Below are 21,834 nucleotides of genomic sequence, written 5' to 3'. Positions count from 1 at the left end.
CTGCCCCTGCTCTCTACCCCCTGCCCCCGCCGGGCGCCGGCCCCGGACCGTTCCCACGGTCCGGGGCCGGTGGGTTTCCGCGGCCCCGCGGCGCCGCGCTGTCGCGGCGCCGCGGCGTCAGGAGGTGGGGCAGTCCAGCGACGGGTCGGTCTCGGCGGCGGCCCAGCAGGCCTCGGCCCGCTGCCAGTACTCCTCCTCGGAGAGCGCGGCGGACGGGCCCGGAGTGGGCAGCACCTGGCTGGGGCCGAAGTGGCCCCCGCCTCCGCCCCCGCCACTGCCTCCGGTACTGCCTCCGGTACTGCCACCGGCCGGCGGGACGGTCGGGGTCCGGGTCGGGCCGGGGGCCGAGGTGGCGGTCCCGGCGTCGCCGCTCCCGGCGGGCGGTGGGACGGTCGGCACGGTCGCTGCCGTCGGCGGCCCGGTGGACGTCGCGGTCGGTGCGGTCGGTGCGGTGGACGGCGGTGCCGACCCGGGCGGACCGGGGCTGCCCGCCGGGACCTCGGCGGCGACCAGCCCGAGGGTCGGCGGCCGGGCCGGGACGCCGGGAGCGGCGGGCGCACCGGGAGCGGCGGGGGAGGACGCGGCCGGTTCGGCGGGCCCGTCCGGGGCGGTCGGCGGTGCGGTCGGCGGTGCGGTCGGCGCGGGCCCCTCGGGACCCGCCGGTCCGCCGGACCCGCCGGACCCGGCGGACTCGGCCGACTCGGACGGTCCGGGCACGGGTCCCGGCCCCGCCGGCACCAGTCCGGTCACGGCCCGGTCCGAGGCGGCCGGCAGGGCCACCGACGGCCCGCCGACCTCCTCCGGGCCGGGCAGCAGCTGGGACAGCAGGGCGCCGGTCGTCACCCCGACCAGCAGCGCCAGGGGAAAGGCCCCCGACCTAGGTGTGCGCACGGTACCCGCCCCCTCCCCTCGCCCCCTCGGCACACCTTAAGGCTGACTCTCGGGAAGGTTAAGGGGCGGCCGGAACCGGTCCGGAGCACAGCCCCCGGGGGAAACGGCGAGGGGCCGGCCCTCCCGCACACGGCGGGGGGACCGGCCCCTCAGGGGATCAGCGGTGCGCTCAGGCCTCGCCGCCCGCGGCGCCCGGCTCGGCCGCCGCCACGTCCAGCAGCTGGTAGCGGTCGATCGCGTCCTTCAGCGCGCTGCGGTCGATCTTGCCCTGCTTGGCGAGCTCGGTGAGCACGCTCAGCACGACCGACTGCGCGTCGATGTGGAAGAAGCGACGGGCCGCACCGCGGGTGTCGGCGAAGCCGAAGCCGTCGGCACCCAGCGACTGGTACTGACCCGGCACCCAGCGGGAGATCTGGTCCGGCACCGCGCGCATCCAGTCGGACACGGCGACGAACGGGCCCTCGGCGCCCTGGAGCTTGCTGGTCACGTACGGGACGCGCTGCTGCTCCTCGGGGTGCAGCAGGTTGAACTCCTCGGCCTCCACCGCGTCGCGGCGCAGCTCGTTCCAGGAGGTCGCGGACCAGACGTCGGCCTTGACGTTCCACTCCTCGGCCAGGATCCGCTGGGCCTCCAGGGCCCACGGCACGGCCACGCCGGAGGCGAGGATCTGGGCCGGGATCTGGCCGGCGGTGCCGGGGGCGTACCGGTGCAGACCCTTGAGGATGCCCTCGACGTCCACGTTCTCCGGCTCGGCCGGCATCTTGATCGGCTCGTTGTAGACGGTCATGTAGTAGAAGACGTCCTCGCCGTGCGGGTGCTCGGCGCTGGAGCCGTACATCCGGCGCAGACCGTCCTGCACGATGTGCGCGATCTCGAAACCGTACGCCGGGTCGTACGCGACGACGCCGGGGTTGGTCGAGGCCAGCAGGTGCGAGTGGCCGTCGGCGTGCTGCAGGCCCTCACCGGTCAGCGTGGTGCGGCCGGCGGTGGCGCCGATCACGAAGCCGCGGGCCAGCTGGTCGGCCATCTGCCAGAACTGGTCACCGGTGCGCTGGAACCCGAACATCGAGTAGAAGACGTAGACCGGGATCAGCGGCTCGCCGTGGGTGGCGTAGGAGGAGCCGGCGGCGATCAGCGAGGCGGTACAGCCCGCCTCGGAGATGCCGTCGTGCAGCATCTGGCCGGTCGGCGACTCCTTGTAGGCCAGCAGCAGGTCGCGGTCGACCGACTCGTAGGTCTGGCCCAGCGGGTTGTAGATCTTCGCCGACGGGAACAGCGAGTCCATGCCGAAGGTGCGGTACTCGTCGGGCGCGATCGGCACGAAGCGGTTGCCGATGCCCTTGTCCCGCATGAGGTCCTTGAGCACCCGGACGAACGCCATGGTGGTGGCGATGGTCTGGTTGCCGGAGCCCTTCTTGACCGCCTTGTACGCGTCGTCGCCCGGAAGCTCCAGGGCGCGCGGGCGCACCTTGCGGGTCGGCACGTATCCGCCCAGCTCCTGGCGGCGGTCGTGCATGTACTGGATCTCCTCCGAGCCGCGGCCCGGGTGGTAGTAGGGCGGGTAGCCCTCGTCCAGTTGCTTGTCGGTGATCGGCAGGTGCAGCCGGTCGCGGAAGCGCTTCAGGTCCTCGACCGTCAGCTTCTTCATCTGGTGGGTGGCGTTGCGGCCCTCGAAGTTGGGGCCGAGCGTCCAGCCCTTGACCGTCTGGGCGAGGATGACCGTCGGCTGGCCCTTGTGCTCGCGGGCCGCCTTGTACGCCGCGTAGACCTTGGCGTGGTCGTGGCCGCCGCGGCCCAGGTGCTGGATCTGCTGGTCGGTCATGTTCTCGACCATCTTGCGCAGCCGCAGGTCGCCGCCGAAGAAGTTGTCCCGGATGTACGCGCCGGACTCGGTGGCGTAGGTCTGGAACTGGCCGTCCACCGTGGTGTTCAGCTTGTTCACCAGGACGCCGTCGCGGTCCTGGGCGAGCAGCGGGTCCCAGCTGCGGTCCCAGACCAGCTTGATGACGTTCCAGCCGGCGCCGCGGAACTGCGACTCCAGCTCCTGGATGATCTTGCCGTTGCCGCGGACCGGGCCGTCGAGGCGCTGCAGGTTGCAGTTGACCACGAAGGTGAGGTTGTCGAGGCCCTCGCGGGCGGCCAGGGACAGCTGGCCGAGCGACTCGGGCTCGTCCATCTCGCCGTCGCCGAGGAAGGCGTAGACCTGCGAGTCGGAGGTGTCCTTGATGCCCCGGTGCTCCAGGTAGCGGTTCATCCGGGCCTGGTAGATCGCGCCGAGCGGGCCGAGGCCCATCGAGACGGTCGGGAACTCCCAGAAGTCCGGCATCAGCCGCGGGTGCGGGTAGCTGGAGAGGCCGTAGGGGGCCTTCGACTTCTCCTGGCGGAAGGCGTCGAGCTGCTGCTCGGTGAGCCGGTCCAGCAGGAAGGCACGGGCGTAGATGCCGGGGGAGGCGTGACCCTGGAAGAAGATCTGGTCGCCGGACTCGCCCTCGGCGTCCTTGCCCCGGAAGAAGTAGTTGAAGCCGACGTCGTAGAGCGACGCGGAGGAGGCGAAGGTGGCGATGTGCCCACCCACCCCGATACCGGGGCGCTGTGCCCGGGAGACCATCACCGCGGCGTTCCAGCGGGTCGCGTTCAGGATCTTGCGCTCGATCTCCTCGTTACCGGGGAAGAACGGCTCGTCCTTGGTGGCGATGGTGTTGACGTAGTCCGTGCTCCGCATCTCGGGCACGGCGACACGCTTCTCGCGGGCGCGCTCGATCAGCCGCAGCATCAGGTAACGGGCACGCTCACGCCCCCGCTCGTCGATGGCCGCATCGAGCGACTCCAGCCATTCCGCGGTCTCCTCGGGATCGAAGTCCGGGACCTGACTCGGAAGGCCGCCAATGATGATCGGGTTGCGATCGGATCCGGAAGCCACGCTGTTCCTTCACTGTCGGTCGAAACTGAGGTGTGTCGCGCCGCCTCCATCGTGCTACCGCGCTCGGAGATCCGTCATCTCTACCGATCGGTAACCGTTCCGCCCAACAGAAGGAACGGTCTGGCGATGTGCGGTTCGGACAGCGTCGTCCGTGCCGCACACCCCCGGGTGTTACGAACAGAGGTGGTCCGACCTGGTTTCCCGCCCGTCCGATGGCGGACGGCCGGGGTGAGGGCCAACAGGAGACTCTACGCCCGCGCACGCGCGGACCCGAATGCTGTTCGCATCCCGGGCGTGCGTGCGACCTGTGGACCAGGACCTCCCGAAGCATCCTTGTCTTGTGCAGAGAAGGGCAAATCGGTGTGATTCGCGACACGTCGCCCGGCGTGTTTCCCGTGTGCCACGTCAACCTTTGGAGGGGATCGGGGGTCGGGTACTTGCGCGAACCGCCGCGCCCGTGTGGACTACGGCCACAGCCCCGGCATGGACGCCGGGCCGAATACTGGAGGTTATTCCCGTGAGCGCGACCGCGGACCCCGCGGACAAGTCCAACCCGGCAGCCCGTCTCGGCTTCGACGAGGGCCAGATCATCCAGGAGCTGGGGTACGACGAAGACAGTGACCAGGACCTCCGCGAGGGCATCGAGGAGATCACCGGGACGGATCTTGTCGACGAGGACTACGACGACGTCGCAGACGCCGTCCTGCTGTGGCACCGCGAAGACGACGGAGACCTCACCGACTCCCTCGTCGACGCCCTGGAATACCTGGCGGAGGGCGGCCTGATCTGGCTGCTGACGCCCAAGACCGGCCGTGACGGCCACATCGAGGCCTCGGACATCGCCGATGCCGCGAAGACGGCGGGCCTCTCCCAGACCAGCTCGATCGCGATCGCCAAGGACTGGGCCGCGACCCGCCTGGCGACCAAGTCGACGGCCAAGCCGGCCAAGCGCTGAGTCCTGACTGACGGCCCCACCGGACCCCGCCGGAGCATCCCTCCGGCGGGGTCCGGTCCGTTTTCCCCGGCACTCCGGACAGCCGTCCGGAGCGTCCGGGGAATACCGGGACCCGGACGGCCGAACCGTTCGCCCAGGGCGAAAGCGGTGGCCCCGGACGGCGCAGCCCTCACCCGTCCGGCTCAACCGACCTCGACGAATGCGAGGATGGCGCTCGCCGCGTCACCCGCGCGGCCCAGTCGCGTCGAGTGGGAAAGGTCACCGCATGGCCATCGAGATCGGCACCGAGGCTCCGGACTTCGAGCTCAAGAACCAGCACGGCGAGCTGGTCCGGCTCTCCGACTTCCGCGGCGGGAAGAACGTCGTCGTGGTCTTCTACCCGTTCGCGTTCACCGGTGTCTGCACCGGCGAGGTCTGCGCGATCCAGAAGGAGCTGCCGCGCCTGCAGAACGACGAGGTCCAGGTGCTGGGCGTGTCCAACGACTCGCCGTTCAGCCAGCGGATCTTCGCCGAGCAGGAGGGCCTGGACTTCCCGCTGCTCTCCGACTTCTGGCCGCACGGCGAGGTCTCCCGCGCCTACGGCGTCTTCGACGAGACCAAGGGCTGCGCCGTCCGCGGCACCTTCGTGATCGACAAGGCCGGCGTGGTCCGCTGGAGCGTCGTGAACGGCCTGCCGGACGCCCGGGACGAGCGGGAGTACCTGGCGGCCCTCGGCGCGCTCTGAGCCGCCCCGGGCACCCGTCCGCGTGGTTCCCCGGCCTGTTCCGGGGCCTCGCGGTCACCCGGTCCACGCGGTTCCCCGGCGCGGACGGGAACCCCGCACTACGATCGGTCCGTTGGCTGGTCAGAGGCTCGGGGCGGTTCGCCGCCGGAGCTTCGGACCGCACCACGGGGGCACCGAGGAGTGCCTCCCGAATCTTGGAGGACAAGTGGGTGTCAGCCTGAGCAAGGGCGGCAATGTCTCGCTCACCAAGGAGGCCCCCGGCCTGACCGCCGTACTGGTCGGCCTCGGCTGGGACGTCCGCACCACCACCGGCACGGATTTCGACCTGGACGCCAGCGCTCTGCTCTGCAACGACCAGGGCAAGGTCGGCGCGGACGGCAACTTCGTCTTCTTCAACAACCTGAAGAGCCCGGACGGCTCGGTCGAGCACACCGGTGACAACCTCACCGGCGAGGGCGAGGGCGACGACGAGGCGATCAAGGTCAACCTGGCGACCGTGCCGGCCGACGTAGAGAAGATCGTCTTCCCGGTGTCCATCTACGACGCCGAGAACCGCTCGCAGAACTTCGGCCAGGTCCGCAACGCGTTCATCCGCGTGGTGAACCAGGCGGACAACAAGGAGCTGGCCCGGTACGACCTCAGCGAGGACGCCTCCACCGAGACGGCGATGGTCTTCGGCGAGCTGTACCGCAACGGCGCCGAGTGGAAGTTCCGCGCGATCGGTCAGGGCTACGCCTCCGGCCTGCGCGGCATCGCCCAGGACTTCGGCGTCAACGTCTGAGTCGGGGCAGGGCCGGTGACGGCCCGGTGGACCACGGCCGGGGCGGCCGCGGACGCGAGAGCGTCGGCGGCCGCCCCGGCCGTTCGCCTTGTGCCGCCCCGGCCGTTCGCGCCGCGTCGGCGCGGGGTTCGCCGTGCCCGGGCTACGACCTGCTCGGCCGCACTGGAAGGATGGGAGTTCAGGAAAGTTCAGCCGGCCGGAAGGGGCCGGCCGGGGTCGCGGGGGAATAGACCTGAGATGCGCCCCGGGAGGCAAGGGAGGAAGGACCGCCAATGAGTGTCACGCTCGCCAAGGGTGGCAATGTCTCGCTCACCAAGGCCGCGCCGAATCTGACGCAGGTGCAGATCGGTCTCGGCTGGGACGCCCGGTCGACGACCGGCGCGCCCTTCGACCTCGACGCGAGCGCCCTGCTGTGCTCGAGCGGCCGGGTGCTGGGTGACGAGTACTTCGTCTTCTACAACAACCTCAAGAGCCCCGAGGGCTCGGTCGAGCACACCGGCGACAACCTGACCGGTGACGGCGACGGCGACGACGAGGTCGTCCTGGTCAACCTGGACCTGGTGCCGCCGCAGGTCGACAAGGTGGTCTTCCCGGTGTCGATCTACGACGCCGAGAACCGCGGGCAGAACTTCGGCCAGGTCCGCAACGCCTACATCCGGGTGGTCAACTCGGTGGACGGTCAGGAGATCGCCCGCTACGACCTCTCCGAGGACGCGTCCAGCGAGACCGCGATGATCTTCGGCGAGCTGTACCGGTACGCCGGTGAGTGGAAGTTCCGCGCGGTGGGCCAGGGTTATGCCTCGGGCCTGCGGGGCATTGCCCTCGATTTCGGCGTAAACGTACAGTAAAGGCCCTCACCGCTGTGATCGTTCCGTTCGGCGCTCAGGCGCGTCCGGACGCATCCCCGCGAACGTCGACCCCGTCGACGCCACGAACCCGAAAGGTAACCAAGTCCCGTGTTCCTCCGCACATTCGGCTGGTCATTCGCGATCACCATTCTCGGGCTGATCGCCGCCGGCCTGCTCTGGGGAGCCGAGGGATTCGGCATCGTGCTGATCCTCTCCATCCTGGAGATCTCCCTCTCGTTCGACAACGCGGTGGTCAACGCCACGGTGCTGAAGCGGATGAACCCGTACTGGCAGAAGATCTTCCTCACCGTCGGCGTGCTGATCGCCGTGTTCGGTATGCGGCTGATCTTCCCGCTGCTGGTCGTCGGCCTCACCGCGCACCTCAACCCGGCCACGGTCATCGACCTCGCGCTGCACAGCGACAAGACCTACGAGGGCCTCACCTACGGCCAGTACCTGGAAGCGGCCAACCCGGCCATCGCGGCCTTCGGCGGCGTCTTCCTGCTGATGATCTTCCTCGACTTCATCTTCGAGGAGAAGGACTACAACTGGCTGGCCTGGATCGAGCGCCCGCTGGAGAAGGTCGGCAAGCTGGAGGCCTTCTCCACCGTCGTCGCCCTGGTCACCCTGCTGCTGGCGGCCAACTTCTTCGCCGGTGACCACGCCGAGACGGTCCTGCTCGCCGGTGTGCTCGGCCTCGTCACCTACCTCTCGGTGAACGGCCTCTCCTCGGTCTTCGAGGCGGGCCTGGAGGAGGAGGCCGAGAAGGAGGAGGTGCAGGAGAAGTCCGGCAAGTCCATCGTGCAGGTGGGCGGCAAGGCCGCGTTCTTCCTCTTCATGTACCTCGAGGTGCTGGACGCCTCGTTCTCCTTCGACGGTGTCGTCGGCGCGTTCGCCATCTCCAGCGACATCTTCCAGATCACCCTGGGCCTCGGCATCGGCGCGATGTACATCCGCTCGCTGACCGTCTTCCTGGTCCGCAAGGGCACCCTGGACGACTACGTCTACCTGGAGCACGGCGCGCACTACGCGATCGGCGCGCTCGCGGTGATCCTGCTGGTCGGCATCGAGTACCACATCCCGGAGATCGTCACCGGCCTGATCGGCGTCGCCTTCATCGGCCTCGCGCTCGGCTCGTCGGTCCTGCGCAACCGCCGGGAGGGCGCCGACGGCGGGGGCGACGGGGACCGGGAGCTGGTGGGCAGCGACAGCTAGGTCCCGTCCAGGGCCCGTCCAGGCCCGTCCTGGGCCCGTCCTGGGTCCTGTCCCGCCGGTACCCCGGCAAACGCCGAACGGCCGTTCCTCCCGAGTGGGGAACGGCCGTTCGGCGTAGGTGGCGCGGATGCTTCCGCTGCTCAGCCGAGCTGCTGCTCGATGGCGCGCAGCTTGCGCTCCAGGGAGTCGAGCTTGGGCATCGACAGCGTGTCGTCGTCCGGCGTCAGGTCGACCGTCGAGCGGTAGGCGGACGAGGACGGGGACGAGGCGGACGACGAGGACGAAGACGAGGCCGAGGTCGAGGAGTACGACGAGGCCGAGGTCGAGGAGGAGGAGAACGAGGAGGAGAACGAGCCGGAGGCCGACTCGGAGCCGCGCGAGCGACGGGTCTCCAGGGCGCCCAGCGGGGCGGAGTCCAGCAGCGAGCCGGAGGTGCGGGAGGAGAAGGCGTCCACCTCGACGGCTAGGGCAGGCTCCGTAGCGGTCGGGCCGTCTCCGGCAGCGGCGAGGGCGGGCACCTGGCGGCCGCTGCGGTTGCGGGACAGCATGCCGCCCGACTGGCGGGAGATCGCCTTCAGCTCGGCACGCTCGCGGCGGTCGGCGCTGCGGGCACGCACCTTGGCGTCCAGCTTCGCCTGCCGCTCCTCGCGCACCTCGTCGACCGCCTCGTCCAGGCTGCGGACGTTCTCCAGCAGCATCAGCGACCAGGCGGCGTAGGTCTCGCGGGGCGCGCGCAGCCAGCGGACGATGCGGATCTGCGGCAGCGGGCGCGGGACGAGGCCCTGCTCGCGCAGCGCGGCCTTACGGGTCTGCTTCAGTGCGCGGTCGAACAGGATCGCGGCCGAGATGGACATGCCGGAGAAGAACTCGGGGGCGCCGTCGTGGGACATGCCGCGCGGGGCGTGCACCCAGTTGAACCAGGCCGAGGCGACCGCGAACACCCAGACCAGCAGGCGGGAGCCGAGCGCCGCGTCACCGTGGCTGGCCTCGCGGACGGCGAGCACCGAGCAGAACATCGCGGCGCCGTCCAGGCCGAACGGGACCAGGTACTCCCAGCCGTTCGACAGGCCCAGGTTCTCCTTGCCGAAGCCGACCAGGCCGTGGAAGGACAGCGCGGCCGCGACGCCGGCGCAGCAGAACAGCAGGACGTAGGAGGAGATCCCGTAGACCATCTCCTTGCGTCGACGGCGTTCCTCGCTGCGCTCCCAGGAGTCGCTGGATTCGTCCTTCCGGTTGTGGTTCTTGAAGCGCAGCGTCGCCACCAGGATGGCGGTGAACAGCAGGGCTACACCGCCGATGACGGTCCAGACCAGCTGTATGGAGGTCAGGTTCATTGCGGGTCGGGCCTCGGGTTTCCGCAGGGGACAAAGGTCTCAAGTGCGACACGATGGTCAGGATCCGTCCCCGGGACCGGGCCTGACGAAGCGTCGTCGTCGGACGGGTGCGCCGACGCGCCCGGGCGGGCGGGCGGGACACCTGTGCGGCTAGACGATATCGCGTCCGAAGTGGCCGCATGGTACGGGAGGTGGGCTTCGCCCCGCCAATCGACCCGCCGGTGTCCGGCCGGTGTCCGGCGGGCGGCGGCGGGTAGGGGACTTCGGGTACCCGCGGGCGGGCTGATGCCCGATCATTGAGCGGCGGACCGTCAGAACGGCTGGCGCGGCTGGGGGAGGACGGCATGGCCTCGATTTGGGAGTACCTGCGCGGCGAGCGGAACGCCCTGGACACGGGCGGCCAGTTCAAGGTCACCCTGACCAAGTCCTCGCCGCACCACGCGATCACCGGTGCGGCGGCGACCACCGGCTACCTCTACGTCAATCTGCACTGGACCACCCGGATAGGAGCCCCGAGGGCGAGCGCCGGGGAATCCCTGCGGCGGGTGTTCAGCCCGCGCATCCTCCGCCCGATGGAGCCGGACTCCAGCCAGAACGCCCAGGTCAACGTGGACCTCGACCTGGCCTGCATGTACGAGCTGGCCGACGGCAAACGGGGTGTGGTGCAGCCCCTGGGCGGCTTCTTCGGTGACCTCCAGCACCCGCCGTACATCAAGCTCAGCGGCGACGACCAGTACGGGGCGCCGTCCGGCGAGACGATGTACGTCAACCTGGAGAAGAAGGAGCAGTTCAAGCGGCTGCTGATCTTCGTGTACATCTACGACGGCACGCCGGCCTTCGAGCAGACCAACGCCCTGGTGACGATCGTGCCGCAGTCCGGGCCGCGGATCGAGGTCCATCTGGACGAGCGGGCGTCGGCGGCGCGTTCCTGTGCGGTGGTGCTGATCGAGAACACCGGTGACAACACGCTCACGGTGCAGCGTGAGGTGCGGTACGTGAACGGGTTCCAGGCGGACATCGACCGGCTGTACGGCTTCGGGATGCAGTGGCAGCGCGGGTACAAGACGGAGTGAGGCCGGGGTCGGGACCCTGGGGTGGGGGCCCCGGGGTGCGGGCGTGCGGGCTCAGCGCGGCTGGAACTGCGGGCCCTGCGGGGGCAGCGCGAACTCCTCGGCGGGCGGTGCCGGCTGCTGGGGGACGGGCTCCTGAGCCTGGGCCTGGGCGGCCTGCTGGGCCTGCGGTGCGGTGTTCGGCGGCGGGTAGCCGTAGCCGGGCTGCTGCTGTTGGGGCGGGTAGCCGTAGCCGGGCGCGGGCGCCGGGGGCTGCTGCTGGGGGTAGCCGTACCCCGGGCGCGGAGCCGGCGGCGGGTAGCCGTACCCGGGACGCCCGGCCGGCGGCGCGGTCGGGGCGGGCGGGAGGTTCGGCGGCACCGTCGGCGGCTTGGGCGGCGGCGGGGGCGTGTTGGCCGGGACGCCGGTCGGAGCCTGCGCGCCACCGGCCTGGGCGGCGGGCAGGGCCTGCGGGACGGCGGGCTGCGGGACGGCCGGGGCCAGGGTGAAGGTGCCCGGCTCGGGGCGGCCGGCCGGCCGGGGGTCGGGCAGGGCGGCCCGGGGGTCGCCCGCGGGCGGGCCTGCGGCGGCGGCCCCGGCCCGGGCGTCGCCCTCGTCCTCGACGGTGATGCCGAAATCGGTGGCCAGCCCGATCAGCCCGGAGGCGTAGCCCTGGCCGACCGCGCGGAACTTCCAGGCGCCGGCCCGGCGGTAGAGCTCGCCCGCGACCAGCGCGGTCACCTCGTCCCCGTCGGCCATCGCGAACTCGGCCAGCGCGGGCACGCCGTCCCCGGCCGCGGCGTCGAACAGCAGCAGGCGCAGTCCGCTCACCGCCCGGAACGTGCCGCCCTCGGAGGAGCCGGCCAGCACCACCCGGTCCACGTCGGTCGGCAGCTTGCCGAGTTCGGCCTCGACGGTGTCGGTGATCTCGCTGCCGTCGGCGGTCTGCTGCTTGGGCAGGTGGCGCACTACGCCGGACGGGTGGCGCGGCTGGTTGTAGAAGACGAAGTCGGCGTCCGAGCGGACCTTGCCGCCCGGTCCGAGCAGCAGCGCGGAGGCGTCCACGTCCGGCGCACCGGGCGTGGCGCTCCAGCGCAGCACGGCGCGGACAGCCGCCACCGGCAGTGCGATGTTTGCGCCCTTGGCCATCACGTGCGTCATAGCCGACCATCCTGCCTGTTCGCCACCCCTTCGGACAACGTGACCGGAGGAGGCGTTGTGGTGGGACTTTGCCAACGCTTGCGCTTTGTGAAGTGGAAGGTAACCTTCCGAGAATTCGATGTTTCGGAAGCCTCCCCGACCCGGCACCGTCCGTACGATGGGCGGGCGGGGGGCTCCTGGCCGGACGACGGTGACCGGGCGGGGCCGGGCCGGGAACCACCACGGCCGTCGAGCCGGTTGAACCGGGTACTGGGCGGGTGTCGCCGCCGTCCCTCCCCGTCCTTCCCCACCTCCGCCGGACCGGCGGCCGAACCTCCTGAGGAGAGCACCTTGCGCCACTTCGGCCACCTCGCGGACGACGTCCGCGACCGGCTCTTTCTCAGCGTTCCGGGGGAGTTCACCGCCGACAGCCCGGCGGCCGTGCTGGCCACCGCGCTGGGCGCCACGCTCTACAGCCCGGCCACCCGCGCCACCCTGCGCACGGACATCCGCAAGCAGGCCGCGCAGGGCGTCGTCTCGATGGTCCTCTGCCTGGAGGACGCCATCGCCGACCACGAGGTCCCGGAGGCCGAGGCCAACCTGGTGGCCCGGCTCGGCGAGCTCTGGGCGGAGATCACGGAGAGTGCCGGTCCGGGCGTCACGGAGGGTGGCGGGGGCGCTGTGACGGAGAGTGTCGGGCCGGGCGAAATCTTCACCGGCCGCACACAGGATCTTCCCCTGCTCTTCGTCAGGGTGCGGACTCCCGCGCAGCTGACCGACCTCGCCGGCCGGCTCGGGCCCGCGATCGGACTGCTCACCGGCTTCGTCCTGCCGAAGTTCACCGAGGACACCGGCGGCGACTTCCTGGAGGCGCTCGCCGCCGCCGAGGCCGCCACCGGCCGCCGGCTGTTCGCGATGCCCGTCCTGGAATCGCCCGAGCTCGCCCATCTGGAGACCCGCCGCGACCAGCTCTTCGGGATAGCCCGGCTGCTCGACAAGCACCGCGAGCGCGTCCTCGCCGTCCGCCTCGGCGTCACCGACCTCTGCTCCGCATACGGCCTGCGCCGCTCGCCCGACCTGACCGCGTACGACGTGGCGCTGGTCGCCTCGGTGATCGGCGACGTGGTGAACGTGCTCGGCCGCGCCGACGGCACCGGGTTCACCGTCACCGGCCCGGTCTGGGAGTACTTCCCGGTCCAGGAGCGGATGTTCAAGCCGCAGCTGCGCCGCACCCCGTTCGCCGAGGCCGAGCCCTCGCGCGAGGCCGTCCGCCGGCGGATCATCGAGCACGACCTGGACGGGCTCATCCGCGAGATAGAACTCGACCGCGCCAACGGCCTGTTGGGCAAGACCTGCATCCACCCCAGCCATGTGCCCGCGGTCCACGCGCTCTCCGTCGTCACGCACGAGGAGTACAGCGACGCCCACGACATCCTCCAGCAGGAGCGCGGCGGGGGCGGGGTGCTGCGCTCGGCGTACACCAACAAGATGAACGAGGCGAAGCCCCACCGGGCCTGGGCGGAGCGGGTGTTGCTGCGCGCCGAGGTGTTCGGGGTGGCCCGGGAGGACGTCAGCTTCGCGGAACTGCTCTCGGCCTGCCTCTGCCGCTGAGCCGCCCCGCCCGTCAGACCTTGCCCACCGCGGCACCGCACAGACCGAGGACAGGACCCGTAGTGACAGCAGCGCAGCAGGACCGGACCACTGGAGCCGACGGCACGGACGGGACCGGCGGGTCCGTTCGGTCGTTCGGGGTCGGGGGCTCCTTCGGGGGCGTCGGCTCGTCCGGGGTCGGTGGCTCGTCCGGGGTCGGTGGCTCCGTCGGCGACGGCTCCTCCGGCGTCGGCGGCTCCGCCGGGTCGAGCGCGGAGGGGCCCGCGGCAGCGGAGGAGTGGACCGGACGCTGGGTGGCCGAGCGGGCGGGCGTCGCGCTGACCGGCTCCGCACACCTCCCCGAGCTGGTCGGCCTCGCCCTGCGGGAGAACCGCAAGCGGGCCCACCTGCTGGTCTCCACCGTGCTCGGCAAGCACGTCCCGCAGCAGCCCGCGGTGGTGCACGGCGCCGGCCTGGAGCTCGGCCGCCGGGTCCGCGACCTGCTCGACCCGCTCGGCGGCGAGGCCGTCGCCCGCGCCGTCGTCCTCGGCTACGCGGAGACCGCCACCGGCCTCGGCCACAGCGTCGCCGACGGCCTGGACGCCCCGTACCTGCACTCCACCCGCCGCCCGGTGCCCGGCCTCACCCCGGTCGGCGGCTTCGAGGAGGAGCACTCGCACGCCACCTCCCACCTGCTGCTGCCCGAGGACCCCCGGCTGCTCGCCGGCGACGGCCCGCTGGTCCTGGTGGACGACGAGTTCTCCACCGGCACCACCGTGCTCAACACCATCCGCGAACTGCACGCCAACCACCCGCGCGAGCACTACGTGGTGGTCGCCCTGGTCGACCTGCGCGGCCCGGCCGACCGGCGGCGGCTCTCCGACACCGCGGCCGAACTCGGCGTCCGGCTGGACCTGGTGGCGCTGGCCGACGGCGGCGTCGAACTGCCCGCCGACGTCCTGGAGCGGGCCGAGCGGCTGATCGCCGAGGCCGGTCCCGCGCCCGAGCCGCCGGCCGCCCCGGCCGCCCCGCTGGTGCGGGTCGAGCTGGACTGGCCGGCCGGGCTGCCGGACGGTGGGCGGCACGGGTTCACCCGGGAGCACCGGGCGCGGCTGGAGGCGGCGCTGCCCGGTCTGGCCGAGCGGCTGGCGGCGGCGGTCGACCCCGGCGCGGGGGGCGAGGGCCCCGGCGCCGACCGTTCGCGGGTGCTGGTGCTCGGCTGCGAGGAGCTGATGTACGCGCCGCTGCGGCTGGCCGACGCCCTCGCCGAGCGGCTGCCCGGCGGCACCGACCGCGTCCACTACTCCACCACCACCCGCTCGCCCGTCCTCGCCGTCGACGACCCCGGCTACGCCATCCGCACCCGGCTGGCCTTCCCCGCCCACGACGACCCGGCCGACGACTCCTCGCGCGAGCGCTACGCCTACAACGTCGCCCCCGGCGCCGACCCGGCCCGCCGCTTCGGCACCGTGGTGCTGGTGGTCGACGACACCGCCGACACCCCCGCCCTGCACGAGGGCGAGCGCGCCCTGCTCGGCCAGCTGCGCCGGGTCACCGACCGGGTGGTGCTCGCCGTCCTGCCGTCCCACCGCCCGACCGCCCCCGCCACCGCGGCGGCTCCGGCCCGTCCGCTGTACGGCCCCGAGTTCTCCTCCTACCGCGCCGACGAGGTGGCCTGGCTGCTCAAGGACCTCACCGGCGTCGACCTGGAGGCACCCACCGAGGAGCGCGAGGAGGCCGTGCAGAGCGGCGGCGCCCACTACGCCGAATCGCTGCCGGTCGAGTACCAGCCGAGCCCCGAGTACCAGGAGCTGTTCCACCAGGCGCTGCGGGTCTCCGCCCGGCGGATCGCACTCGCCGTCGGCACCGTCGCCGAGACCCTGCTGCGCGAGCGCGGCTCCGGCCTCGTACTCGCCTCGCTGGCCCGGGCCGGGACGCCGGTCGGCATCCTGATCCGCCGCTGGCTCGCCGCCGGACACGGCCTCGACGCCCCGCACTACGCCGTCTCGATCGTTCGCGGCCGCGGCATCGACCCGGCCGCCCTGCGCTACCTCGACGCCCACCACCGGGCCGCCGACGTGGTGTTCGTCGACGGCTGGACCGGCAAGGGCGCGATCACCCGCGAACTCGCCGAGGCCCTCGCCGGGACCGGCTTCGACCCCGACCTCGCCGTCCTCGCCGACCCCGGCCGCTGCGTGCGCACCTTCGGCACCCGGGACGACTTCCTGATCCCCTCCGCCTGCCTCAACTCGACCGTCTCCGGCCTGGTCTCGCGCACCGTGCTGCGCCCCGACCTGATCGGCCCCGACGACTTCCACGGCGCCAAGCACTACACCGAACTCGCCGGCGCCGACGTCTCCGGCGCCTTCCTGGACACCGTCGCCGACCACTTCGCCGACGTCCGGGCCGAGGCCCTCGCGGCGGCCGACCGGTTCCTCGCCCCCGAGCACGCCGACGAGCGCGCCCCCGACTGGGCCGGCTGGGCCGCCGTCGAGCGGATCAGCGCCGAGTACGGTATCGACAGCGTCAACCTGGTCAAGCCCGGCGTCGGCGAGACCACCCGGGTCATGCTGCGCCGCGTCCCCTGGCGGGTGCTCGCCCGGCGCGGCGCCGGCGCCGACCTCGACCACGTCCGGCTGCTCGCCGCCCAGCGGGGGGTGCCGGTCGAGGAGGTGGACGACCTGCCGTACTCCTGCGTCGGCCTCATCCACCCCCGCTACACCCGAGGGGCGACCGGCGCCTCCGGCACGGCCGTCCTCACCAAGGAGTCCTGAACCCGATGAGTGGTCCCGCACGCCAGGACGGCGGATCCGCCGACGCACCCGGCTCCGTCGACGCACCGAGCCTCGTTGCCGCACCGCGCTCCGTTGCCGCACCGCGCTCCGTCGCCGCACCGAGCTCCGTCGCCGCACCGAGCTCCGTCGCGGCACCGCGCTTCGTCGTCGCGAGCGACCTCGACCGCACCCTGATCTACTCCAACCGCGCCCTCGCCCTGGACGTGCCGGACCGGCTCGCGCCGCGCCTGCTCTCGGTCGAGGTGCACGACGGCAAGGCGCTGTCCTTCATGACCGAACAGGCCGCCGCGCTGCTCGTCGAACTCGCCCGCGAGGCCGTGCTCGTCCCCGCCACCACCCGCACCCGGGCCCAGTACGAGCGGGTCAACCTGCCCGGCCCGACGCCCGGCTGGGTCCCGCCCTACGCGATCTGCGCCAATGGCGGCCGACTGCTCGTCGACGGCGTTCCGGACGAGGACTGGCAGAGCGAGATGGCCGGCCGGCTGGCCGAGGGGGCGGCGCCGCTGGCGGAGGTGGTCGAACACCTGGCGCTCTGCGCCGACCCCGAGTGGACCCACAAGCGGCGGGTGGCCGACGAGCTGTTCGCCTACCTGGTCGTCGAGCGCGCCGAACTGCCGCCGGGCTGGATCGCCGAACTCACCGGCTGGTGCGCCGAACGCGGCTGGACCGTCTCGCTCCAGGGCCGCAAGGTGTACGCGGTGCCGGCGCCGCTCAGCAAGAGCGCGGCGCTGGCGGAGGTCGTCCGCCGGGTCGGCCCGTCCACGGTGCTGTCCGCCGGCGACTCGCTGCTCGACGCCGACCTGCTGCTCGCCGCCGACGCCGCCTGGCGCCCCGGCCACGGCGAACTGGCCGACAGCGGCTGGACGGCCCCCGGGGTCACCGCCCTCGACGAGATCGGCGTCGCGGCGGGCGAGGAGATCGCCCGCCGCTTCCTGTCCCGGGTCCGGGGCGGGGTCGGGACTCCGGTCCCCGCCCCGGCTCCGGCGCTCGGCGCCTGACTTCCGGCTAGCCGCAGCAGCCGCCGCCGCAGCACCCCCCGCCGCCACCGGCCGACGGGGCCTGCTGCGGCGCGGCGCCGGCGGAGGCCGCGCCGGTCACGGCGACGGTCGACAGCAGCTTCACGGTGTCCGGGTGGCCCTGCGGGCAGACCGCGGGGTCGTTGGCCTGCGCCATGGCGCGGCGGAGCTCGAACGTGGCGCCGCAGGAGCGGCAGCGGAAGTCATAACGAGGCATACCCGCCAGCGTATCCGGGCCACCGGCCCCCGCTCCCGCCTTCCTCCCCTACTTCTGTCCCCGGGTCCTACTTCTGCCCCCCGAGCTCGCCGCGGATCAGCTCCACCACGTGCGCCGCCGACTCCCGCACCGCCGCCAACTCGGTCAGGAACCGCCAGTAGTCCGGGTGCCGCCCGGCCGCCTCCAACTCGGCCACCGCGCGGTCCAGCCGGGCCACCGCCGCGTCCAACGGCGCGGCGTGCCGCGGATCCGGCGCGTGCCGCCCGGCCATCGCCAGCCGCTGGGCGTCCCGCAGCGCGAACCGGGCCCGCTCGACCTCCTTGTTCGGGTCGATCTGCACCTCGTTCAGCTGCCGCAGCCGCTCGTTCACCGCGACCACCGATCCGTCCGCCGTCTCCAGCAGCGCGCGCACCGTCCCCAGCGCCCCCGTGGCATCCGCCCACCGCTGCTCGTCCCGGGCCCGCGCCGCCTCGGCCAGCTTGCCCTCGGCGGCCTGCCCGGCCTCCGCCACCTGGTCCGGCACCCGCTGGAGGTCCTGCCAGCACGAGGCCGAGAACCGCCGACGCAGCTCGCTCAGCGCCGGCGGCACCGTGCCGGCCTTGGTCTCCAGCGCCTGGATCCTGGTCCGCAGACTGGCCACCCGCCGGTCGATCTCCCGGGCCCGCTCCGGCAGGTGCCCGACCTCCGCCGCGATCGCCTCCGCGCGCTCCTTCACCCGCTCCGCGCGCTCCAGCGTGTCCGGCACCCCGTGCCGGGCCACCCCTTCGTTCAGCCGCCCCAGCTCCGGCGCCAGCTCCGCCAGCCGCGCCGCCGGCCCGTCCGCCCGCAGCCCGGCGCCGCGCGCCACGTCCAGCGCGTTACTGGCGTCCAGCAGCGCCCGCTTGGCCTGCTCCACCGCCGGCGCCACCCGCATCAACTGCGACTCGGCCCGCTCCAGCGTCGGCTGCAGCCTGCGCAGGAAGTCGCTCAGCTCCGCCAGCGCCGAACCGAGCTGGCCCTTCACATCGTCCAGCTGGTGCTTGGCCCGCGCGGCCGCGCCGGACTCCAGCTCCTCCGCGTCCAGGTCGTGCGCGTCCAGGGCGGACAGGTAGTTCACGGTCACCTGGTCGACCCGGCCCGAGATCGCCTCGAAGTCCGCGACCGCCCGCCGGGCCGTCGCGCTGTCCCCGACCGCACGCACCGTCTCCACCGCCAGCCGCACCTCGCGCTGGGTCGAGTCCACGTCGTAGAACGCCTGCTGCGCCGCATCCCTGGCCGCCCGGGCGTCCGCCCGCATGCCGTCACCGCCGCGCCGCCCCCACCAGCCCCCGCCGGCCCCGAACGACGCCGCCCCCGCGGCCGCCAACGCCCCCGCGACCACCACCGGCAGCACCAGCGCCTCGGCCACCGCGCTCCCCGGCCCCCGCCGTCGCCCCCGCCCGCCACCGCCGGCCACCCTCACTGCGCGCTCCCTGGTTCCCGACCGCTGATCCACCCCCCATTCTTCCCGATCACCCCCCGGACCCGGCACCCCACCCGCCCCACCGCCCCACCACCTGCACCACACCACCCGCCGGACCAGGTACCCTGGGCACTCGTCGTGCGCCCCACCCCGGGACCCGCCCGACCGGGGGCGCGTAGCTCAGTGGTAGAGCGCTGCTCTTACAAAGCAGATGTCGGCGGTTCGAAACCGTCCGCGCCCACAGCAGAGAAGGGCCAGTTCGGAGGCAGGATCCTCCCGAACTGGCCCTTGATCGTTTGTGGGGGCCTACTTCTCCCGTGCCACTGGCGTGCCAGAAGCCCCTGGCCGGCCGAGCGCCTCCCTGATAGCGGCCCATCCGATTGGCGATCGTTCCGTCCCGGTCATCGCGGGTTTGCCGTCGCCCAAGTAGGCAGTGGCCGATCCCGGTCATGGCCAGCGACCCCGGAGCGCAATGGCAGGCTGTGTCTTACTGGAAAGTGGTTGGCTGAAGCTCGTCAGGACGGACGTTTCGCCGTGTCGCCGATATGAATTGGCAGTCTTGTGGACCGTAGGTGACCTGGCTCGCAAACCGGCTCAGTTCGACGAACTGACTACTCGGGTTCGGGTCAGGGGCGACATACTGGACATCATGTATTGCGTCTGGTCCATAGCCAGCGAAGGTTCGGCAGTTGAGGTAGAGCGTGTATGCCTGTAGGCGGCCGGTGGTGTTGTGAATGCTCGCGGTGCACCCAGTCCACTCCATGAGAATGCCAGCGGTGTACTCAGGGCTGCTACTACAGCTCACACCTACCACGTCGCTGCTCGCGTCGTACTCGGTACGGTCGAGGTCGTCGGAAGCCGTAGTACCGGCAACGACAGCCGCCAGAACGAGCAGCGTGGTTGTCCCTATCGCGATGGTGGGCCTTGGGTTATGCCGTATCCAACGGAGGAGCGGCGCTTCGGTCGCAGGCGCGGGAGGCCAGTGGGGGTACGGGGTGGGCTGATCGGCCATTCCGGTCCTTCGATGGCAGCATTACGGTCAGGCGGGCGGTGTCATGTCGGCCGCAAGTACGCAGAAGTGCGGTGCTCTGCAGGTGCGTTAGTCTCTGCATCCGTCGCGCGCACCCTCATGCTAGTGATGCCGCGCTCAGTGGTCAGCGAGACGCAGAAAAAGGGCGTCCCAGCGCCGACGCGGACCAACACATCCCAACGTCCTGAGTCGCATCCTTGGTAGATCTCGCAGGCAGCCAGTCTTCAGGGCCCAAATCAGGACGCGGCAGCCGTGGCATGTAGTTCTACCCGCAGCACATGTCGGCGGATCGGAACCATCCGCGCCTACAGGTGAGAAGGGCCAGCTCGAAGGCAGGACCTGCCCGAACTGGCCCCTGAGTTAGCTGGTGCCCTACTCGCCCCGGGTGACCCCCGCGCCAGAAGTCCCCGGCCGGCCGAGCGCCTCTGACCGCAGCCCCCATGCGGTCGGCGACGGCCCGGTCCCGGTCGCTGGTCATGTGCTGGTAGATGAGCGCGGCCCGGGTACTGCTGTGGCCCATCCTGGTCATGAGCTCACGGGTGCTGGCCCCGTTCTGCGAGGCGAGGGTGTTCCCGGGGTGGCGGAGGTCGTCGAAGTGGGCATCCTCACTGATCCCGGCAGCCGTGCGGGCCCGGATCCAGTCGTCCCGGAAGTTGCTCCGGCGGAGCTTGCCGCCACGGGGCCGGTGAACAGATGCCCGTCCGGGCCGTGGCCGGCGTAGCCGTCGAAGTGGTGGGCCAGGTCGTCGACGATCTCGGCGGGGAAGGCCACAGGCCGGAAGCCCGCGCGGCTCTTGGGTGCCTTGTCGTAGAGGCGCCCGCTGTTCAGCTCGGCCTGGTTGCGCTGGACCCGGACGAGCCGGTTTGTGAGGTCGACGTCCCGCCGGCGGAGCGCGGCCAGCTCGCTGAAGCGGAGCGTGGTGGACGGGGTCAGCAGCACCAGCGCCCGCCACCGCGGACCGATCGCGCTGGCGACGGCGAACACCTCGGTGACGGAGAGGACGGGTCGCTCCGGCACGGCGTAGGTGTCGGCGCCCTTGATCCGGCACGGGTCGCGCTGGATCAACTCGTCGTCGAGGGCGGTGTTCATGATGGCCCGCAGCAGTTGGTACGCCTTGACCACCGAGGGCTCGCCGGCTCCGTCCTCCAGCAGCGCGGACCGCCAGGACCGCACCCGTACAGGGGTGATCTCGGCGAGTGTCCGGTGGCCCAGGCCGGGCTGGATGTACTGGCGGAGCGTGATCGCGTACCGCTCGCGGGTGCTCTCCTCCAGCTTGCGGTCCCGCAGCCAGGTGGCGGCGAAGTCGCCGACTTCAAGCAGTCGGCACCCGCGCCCGAGGGGGCGTTCCTGGGCAACGCGCGGCTGATCATCGCGACGCCGCTCAAGCAGGAGGCCGGCAATGCCAGGCCGGTCCTGGCCGCCGAGGACTTCTCGGCCGCCCAGCGGCTCGGCGACCTCGCCCGCTCGTACAAGCTCGGACCGAGCTTCGAGCACGTGCCGATCGGCGGCGAGATCGACCTCAACCGCGAGGACATGATCGTCATCTGCGGCCCCCGGCTGTCCAGCCACGTCGCCGGGGTGCTCGCCCAGGACCCGTCGATCTGCTTCGAACGCGCCCCGACCGACCGTGGACCTGCGCGACCGCGAGGCCGGCGTCGCCTACCGCTCCGGCATGGACTCCGAACCCGCCCTCAACTCCAACGTGGCCTACCTCGGTCGACTCCCGCGGCCCGACGGCCAGGGCCTGGTCATGGTCCTCACCGGGATCCACCCGCAGGGCACGCTCGGAGTCGTCCACCTGATCGTCAACGACCTCTACCAGCAGGCCGGCACCGGCCGGTTCTCCGTCCTGCTGAACGTCGACTACAACCCCCAGGACAACGAACCC

The 21,834-nt window shown here is 72.1% G+C and carries 17 protein-coding genes and 1 tRNA gene; 10 read left to right on the top strand and 8 right to left on the bottom strand.

The window, feature by feature from the left end:
- Positions 1-117: 117 nt before the first annotated feature.
- Complete coding sequence (locus tag SM793_RS21935) at positions 118-891, bottom strand: hypothetical protein (protein WP_320439953.1); 774 nt, start codon at positions 889-891, stop codon at positions 118-120.
- Between the two features lie 169 nt (positions 892-1,060).
- Positions 1,061-3,811: a pyruvate dehydrogenase (acetyl-transferring), homodimeric type gene (gene aceE / locus SM793_RS21930; protein WP_320439952.1), complete on the bottom strand. Its 2,751-nt coding sequence runs from the start codon at positions 3,809-3,811 to the stop codon at positions 1,061-1,063.
- A gap of 517 nt (positions 3,812-4,328) precedes the next feature.
- On the opposite strand from aceE, the gene SM793_RS21925 reads away from it, so the two are divergent.
- From SM793_RS21925 to SM793_RS21905, 5 genes are all read left to right on the top strand, one after another.
- On the top strand, positions 4,329-4,766 hold the full coding sequence (locus SM793_RS21925; RefSeq protein WP_320439951.1) for a DUF3052 domain-containing protein: 438 nt from the start codon (positions 4,329-4,331) through the stop codon (positions 4,764-4,766).
- A gap of 265 nt (positions 4,767-5,031) precedes the next feature.
- Positions 5,032-5,490 carry a peroxiredoxin gene (locus SM793_RS21920; protein ID WP_320439950.1) on the top strand — a complete coding sequence of 153 codons (459 nt, stop codon included), beginning with the start codon at positions 5,032-5,034 and terminating at the stop codon, positions 5,488-5,490.
- Between the two features lie 205 nt (positions 5,491-5,695).
- Complete coding sequence (locus tag SM793_RS21915; protein ID WP_320439949.1) at positions 5,696-6,271, top strand: TerD family protein; 576 nt, start codon at positions 5,696-5,698, stop codon at positions 6,269-6,271.
- Between the two features lie 272 nt (positions 6,272-6,543).
- Positions 6,544-7,119 (top strand): TerD family protein, encoded by a 576-nt coding sequence (locus SM793_RS21910; RefSeq protein ID WP_320439948.1) that lies wholly within the window; start codon positions 6,544-6,546, stop codon positions 7,117-7,119.
- 108 nt (positions 7,120-7,227) lie between these two features.
- The gene (locus SM793_RS21905) at positions 7,228-8,334 is read left to right on the top strand and encodes a DUF475 domain-containing protein (protein ID WP_320439947.1); all 1,107 of its coding nucleotides are present in this window, start codon (positions 7,228-7,230) and stop codon (positions 8,332-8,334) included.
- A gap of 140 nt (positions 8,335-8,474) precedes the next feature.
- Here the strand turns inward: SM793_RS21905 and SM793_RS21900 are convergent, their stop codons facing one another.
- Entirely contained in the window at positions 8,475-9,668 is a 1,194-nt protein-coding gene (locus SM793_RS21900; protein WP_320439946.1) for a DUF2637 domain-containing protein, read from the bottom strand.
- A 344-nt stretch (positions 9,669-10,012) separates the two neighbouring features.
- On the opposite strand from SM793_RS21900, the gene SM793_RS21895 reads away from it, so the two are divergent.
- Positions 10,013-10,741 carry a Tellurium resistance gene (locus tag SM793_RS21895; protein ID WP_320439945.1) on the top strand — a complete coding sequence of 243 codons (729 nt, stop codon included), beginning with the start codon at positions 10,013-10,015 and terminating at the stop codon, positions 10,739-10,741.
- A gap of 51 nt (positions 10,742-10,792) precedes the next feature.
- Here the strand turns inward: SM793_RS21895 and SM793_RS21890 are convergent, their stop codons facing one another.
- Positions 10,793-11,878 (bottom strand): TerD family protein, encoded by a 1,086-nt coding sequence (locus SM793_RS21890; RefSeq protein WP_320439944.1) that lies wholly within the window; start codon positions 11,876-11,878, stop codon positions 10,793-10,795.
- A gap of 330 nt (positions 11,879-12,208) precedes the next feature.
- On the opposite strand from SM793_RS21890, the gene SM793_RS21885 reads away from it, so the two are divergent.
- The 3 genes from SM793_RS21885 (at position 12,209) to SM793_RS21875 (ending at position 17,240) form a co-directional block, all read left to right on the top strand.
- Positions 12,209-13,468: an HpcH/HpaI aldolase/citrate lyase family protein gene (locus SM793_RS21885; protein ID WP_320439943.1), complete on the top strand. Its 1,260-nt coding sequence runs from the start codon at positions 12,209-12,211 to the stop codon at positions 13,466-13,468.
- Between the two features lie 293 nt (positions 13,469-13,761).
- On the top strand, positions 13,762-16,221 hold the full coding sequence (locus tag SM793_RS21880; RefSeq protein WP_320439960.1) for a phosphoribosyltransferase: 2,460 nt from the start codon (positions 13,762-13,764) through the stop codon (positions 16,219-16,221).
- 5 nt (positions 16,222-16,226) lie between these two features.
- Complete coding sequence (locus SM793_RS21875) at positions 16,227-17,240, top strand: HAD family hydrolase (protein ID WP_320439942.1); 1,014 nt, start codon at positions 16,227-16,229, stop codon at positions 17,238-17,240.
- Positions 17,241-17,247: 7 nt separating this feature from the next.
- Here the strand turns inward: SM793_RS21875 and SM793_RS21870 are convergent, their stop codons facing one another.
- Together SM793_RS21870 and SM793_RS21865 are read right to left on the bottom strand one after the other, a co-directional pair.
- Entirely contained in the window at positions 17,248-17,475 is a 228-nt protein-coding gene (locus tag SM793_RS21870) for a zinc ribbon domain-containing protein (RefSeq protein ID WP_320439941.1), read from the bottom strand.
- Between the two features lie 67 nt (positions 17,476-17,542).
- Positions 17,543-18,862: a hypothetical protein gene (locus SM793_RS21865; RefSeq protein WP_320439940.1), complete on the bottom strand. Its 1,320-nt coding sequence runs from the start codon at positions 18,860-18,862 to the stop codon at positions 17,543-17,545.
- Between the two features lie 223 nt (positions 18,863-19,085).
- Here SM793_RS21865 and SM793_RS21860 point away from each other — a divergent pair.
- Positions 19,086-19,157, top strand: a tRNA-Val gene (locus SM793_RS21860).
- Positions 19,158-20,211: 1,054 nt separating this feature from the next.
- Here the strand turns inward: SM793_RS21860 and SM793_RS21855 are convergent.
- Together SM793_RS21855 and SM793_RS21850 are read right to left on the bottom strand one after the other, a co-directional pair.
- Entirely contained in the window at positions 20,212-20,583 is a 372-nt protein-coding gene (locus SM793_RS21855) for a hypothetical protein (protein ID WP_320439959.1), read from the bottom strand.
- The gene (locus tag SM793_RS21850; protein WP_320439939.1) at positions 20,472-21,440 is read right to left on the bottom strand and encodes a hypothetical protein; all 969 of its coding nucleotides are present in this window, start codon (positions 21,438-21,440) and stop codon (positions 20,472-20,474) included. The genes SM793_RS21855 and SM793_RS21850 overlap by 112 nt, the downstream gene beginning before the upstream one ends.
- Between the last annotated feature and the right edge of the window lie 394 nt (positions 21,441-21,834).

Source organism: Kitasatospora purpeofusca, from assembly GCF_034043715.1.
GTDB lineage: Bacteria > Actinomycetota > Actinomycetes > Streptomycetales > Streptomycetaceae > Kitasatospora > Kitasatospora purpeofusca_A.
This window is presented reverse-complemented; position numbering and strand designations above follow the sequence as displayed.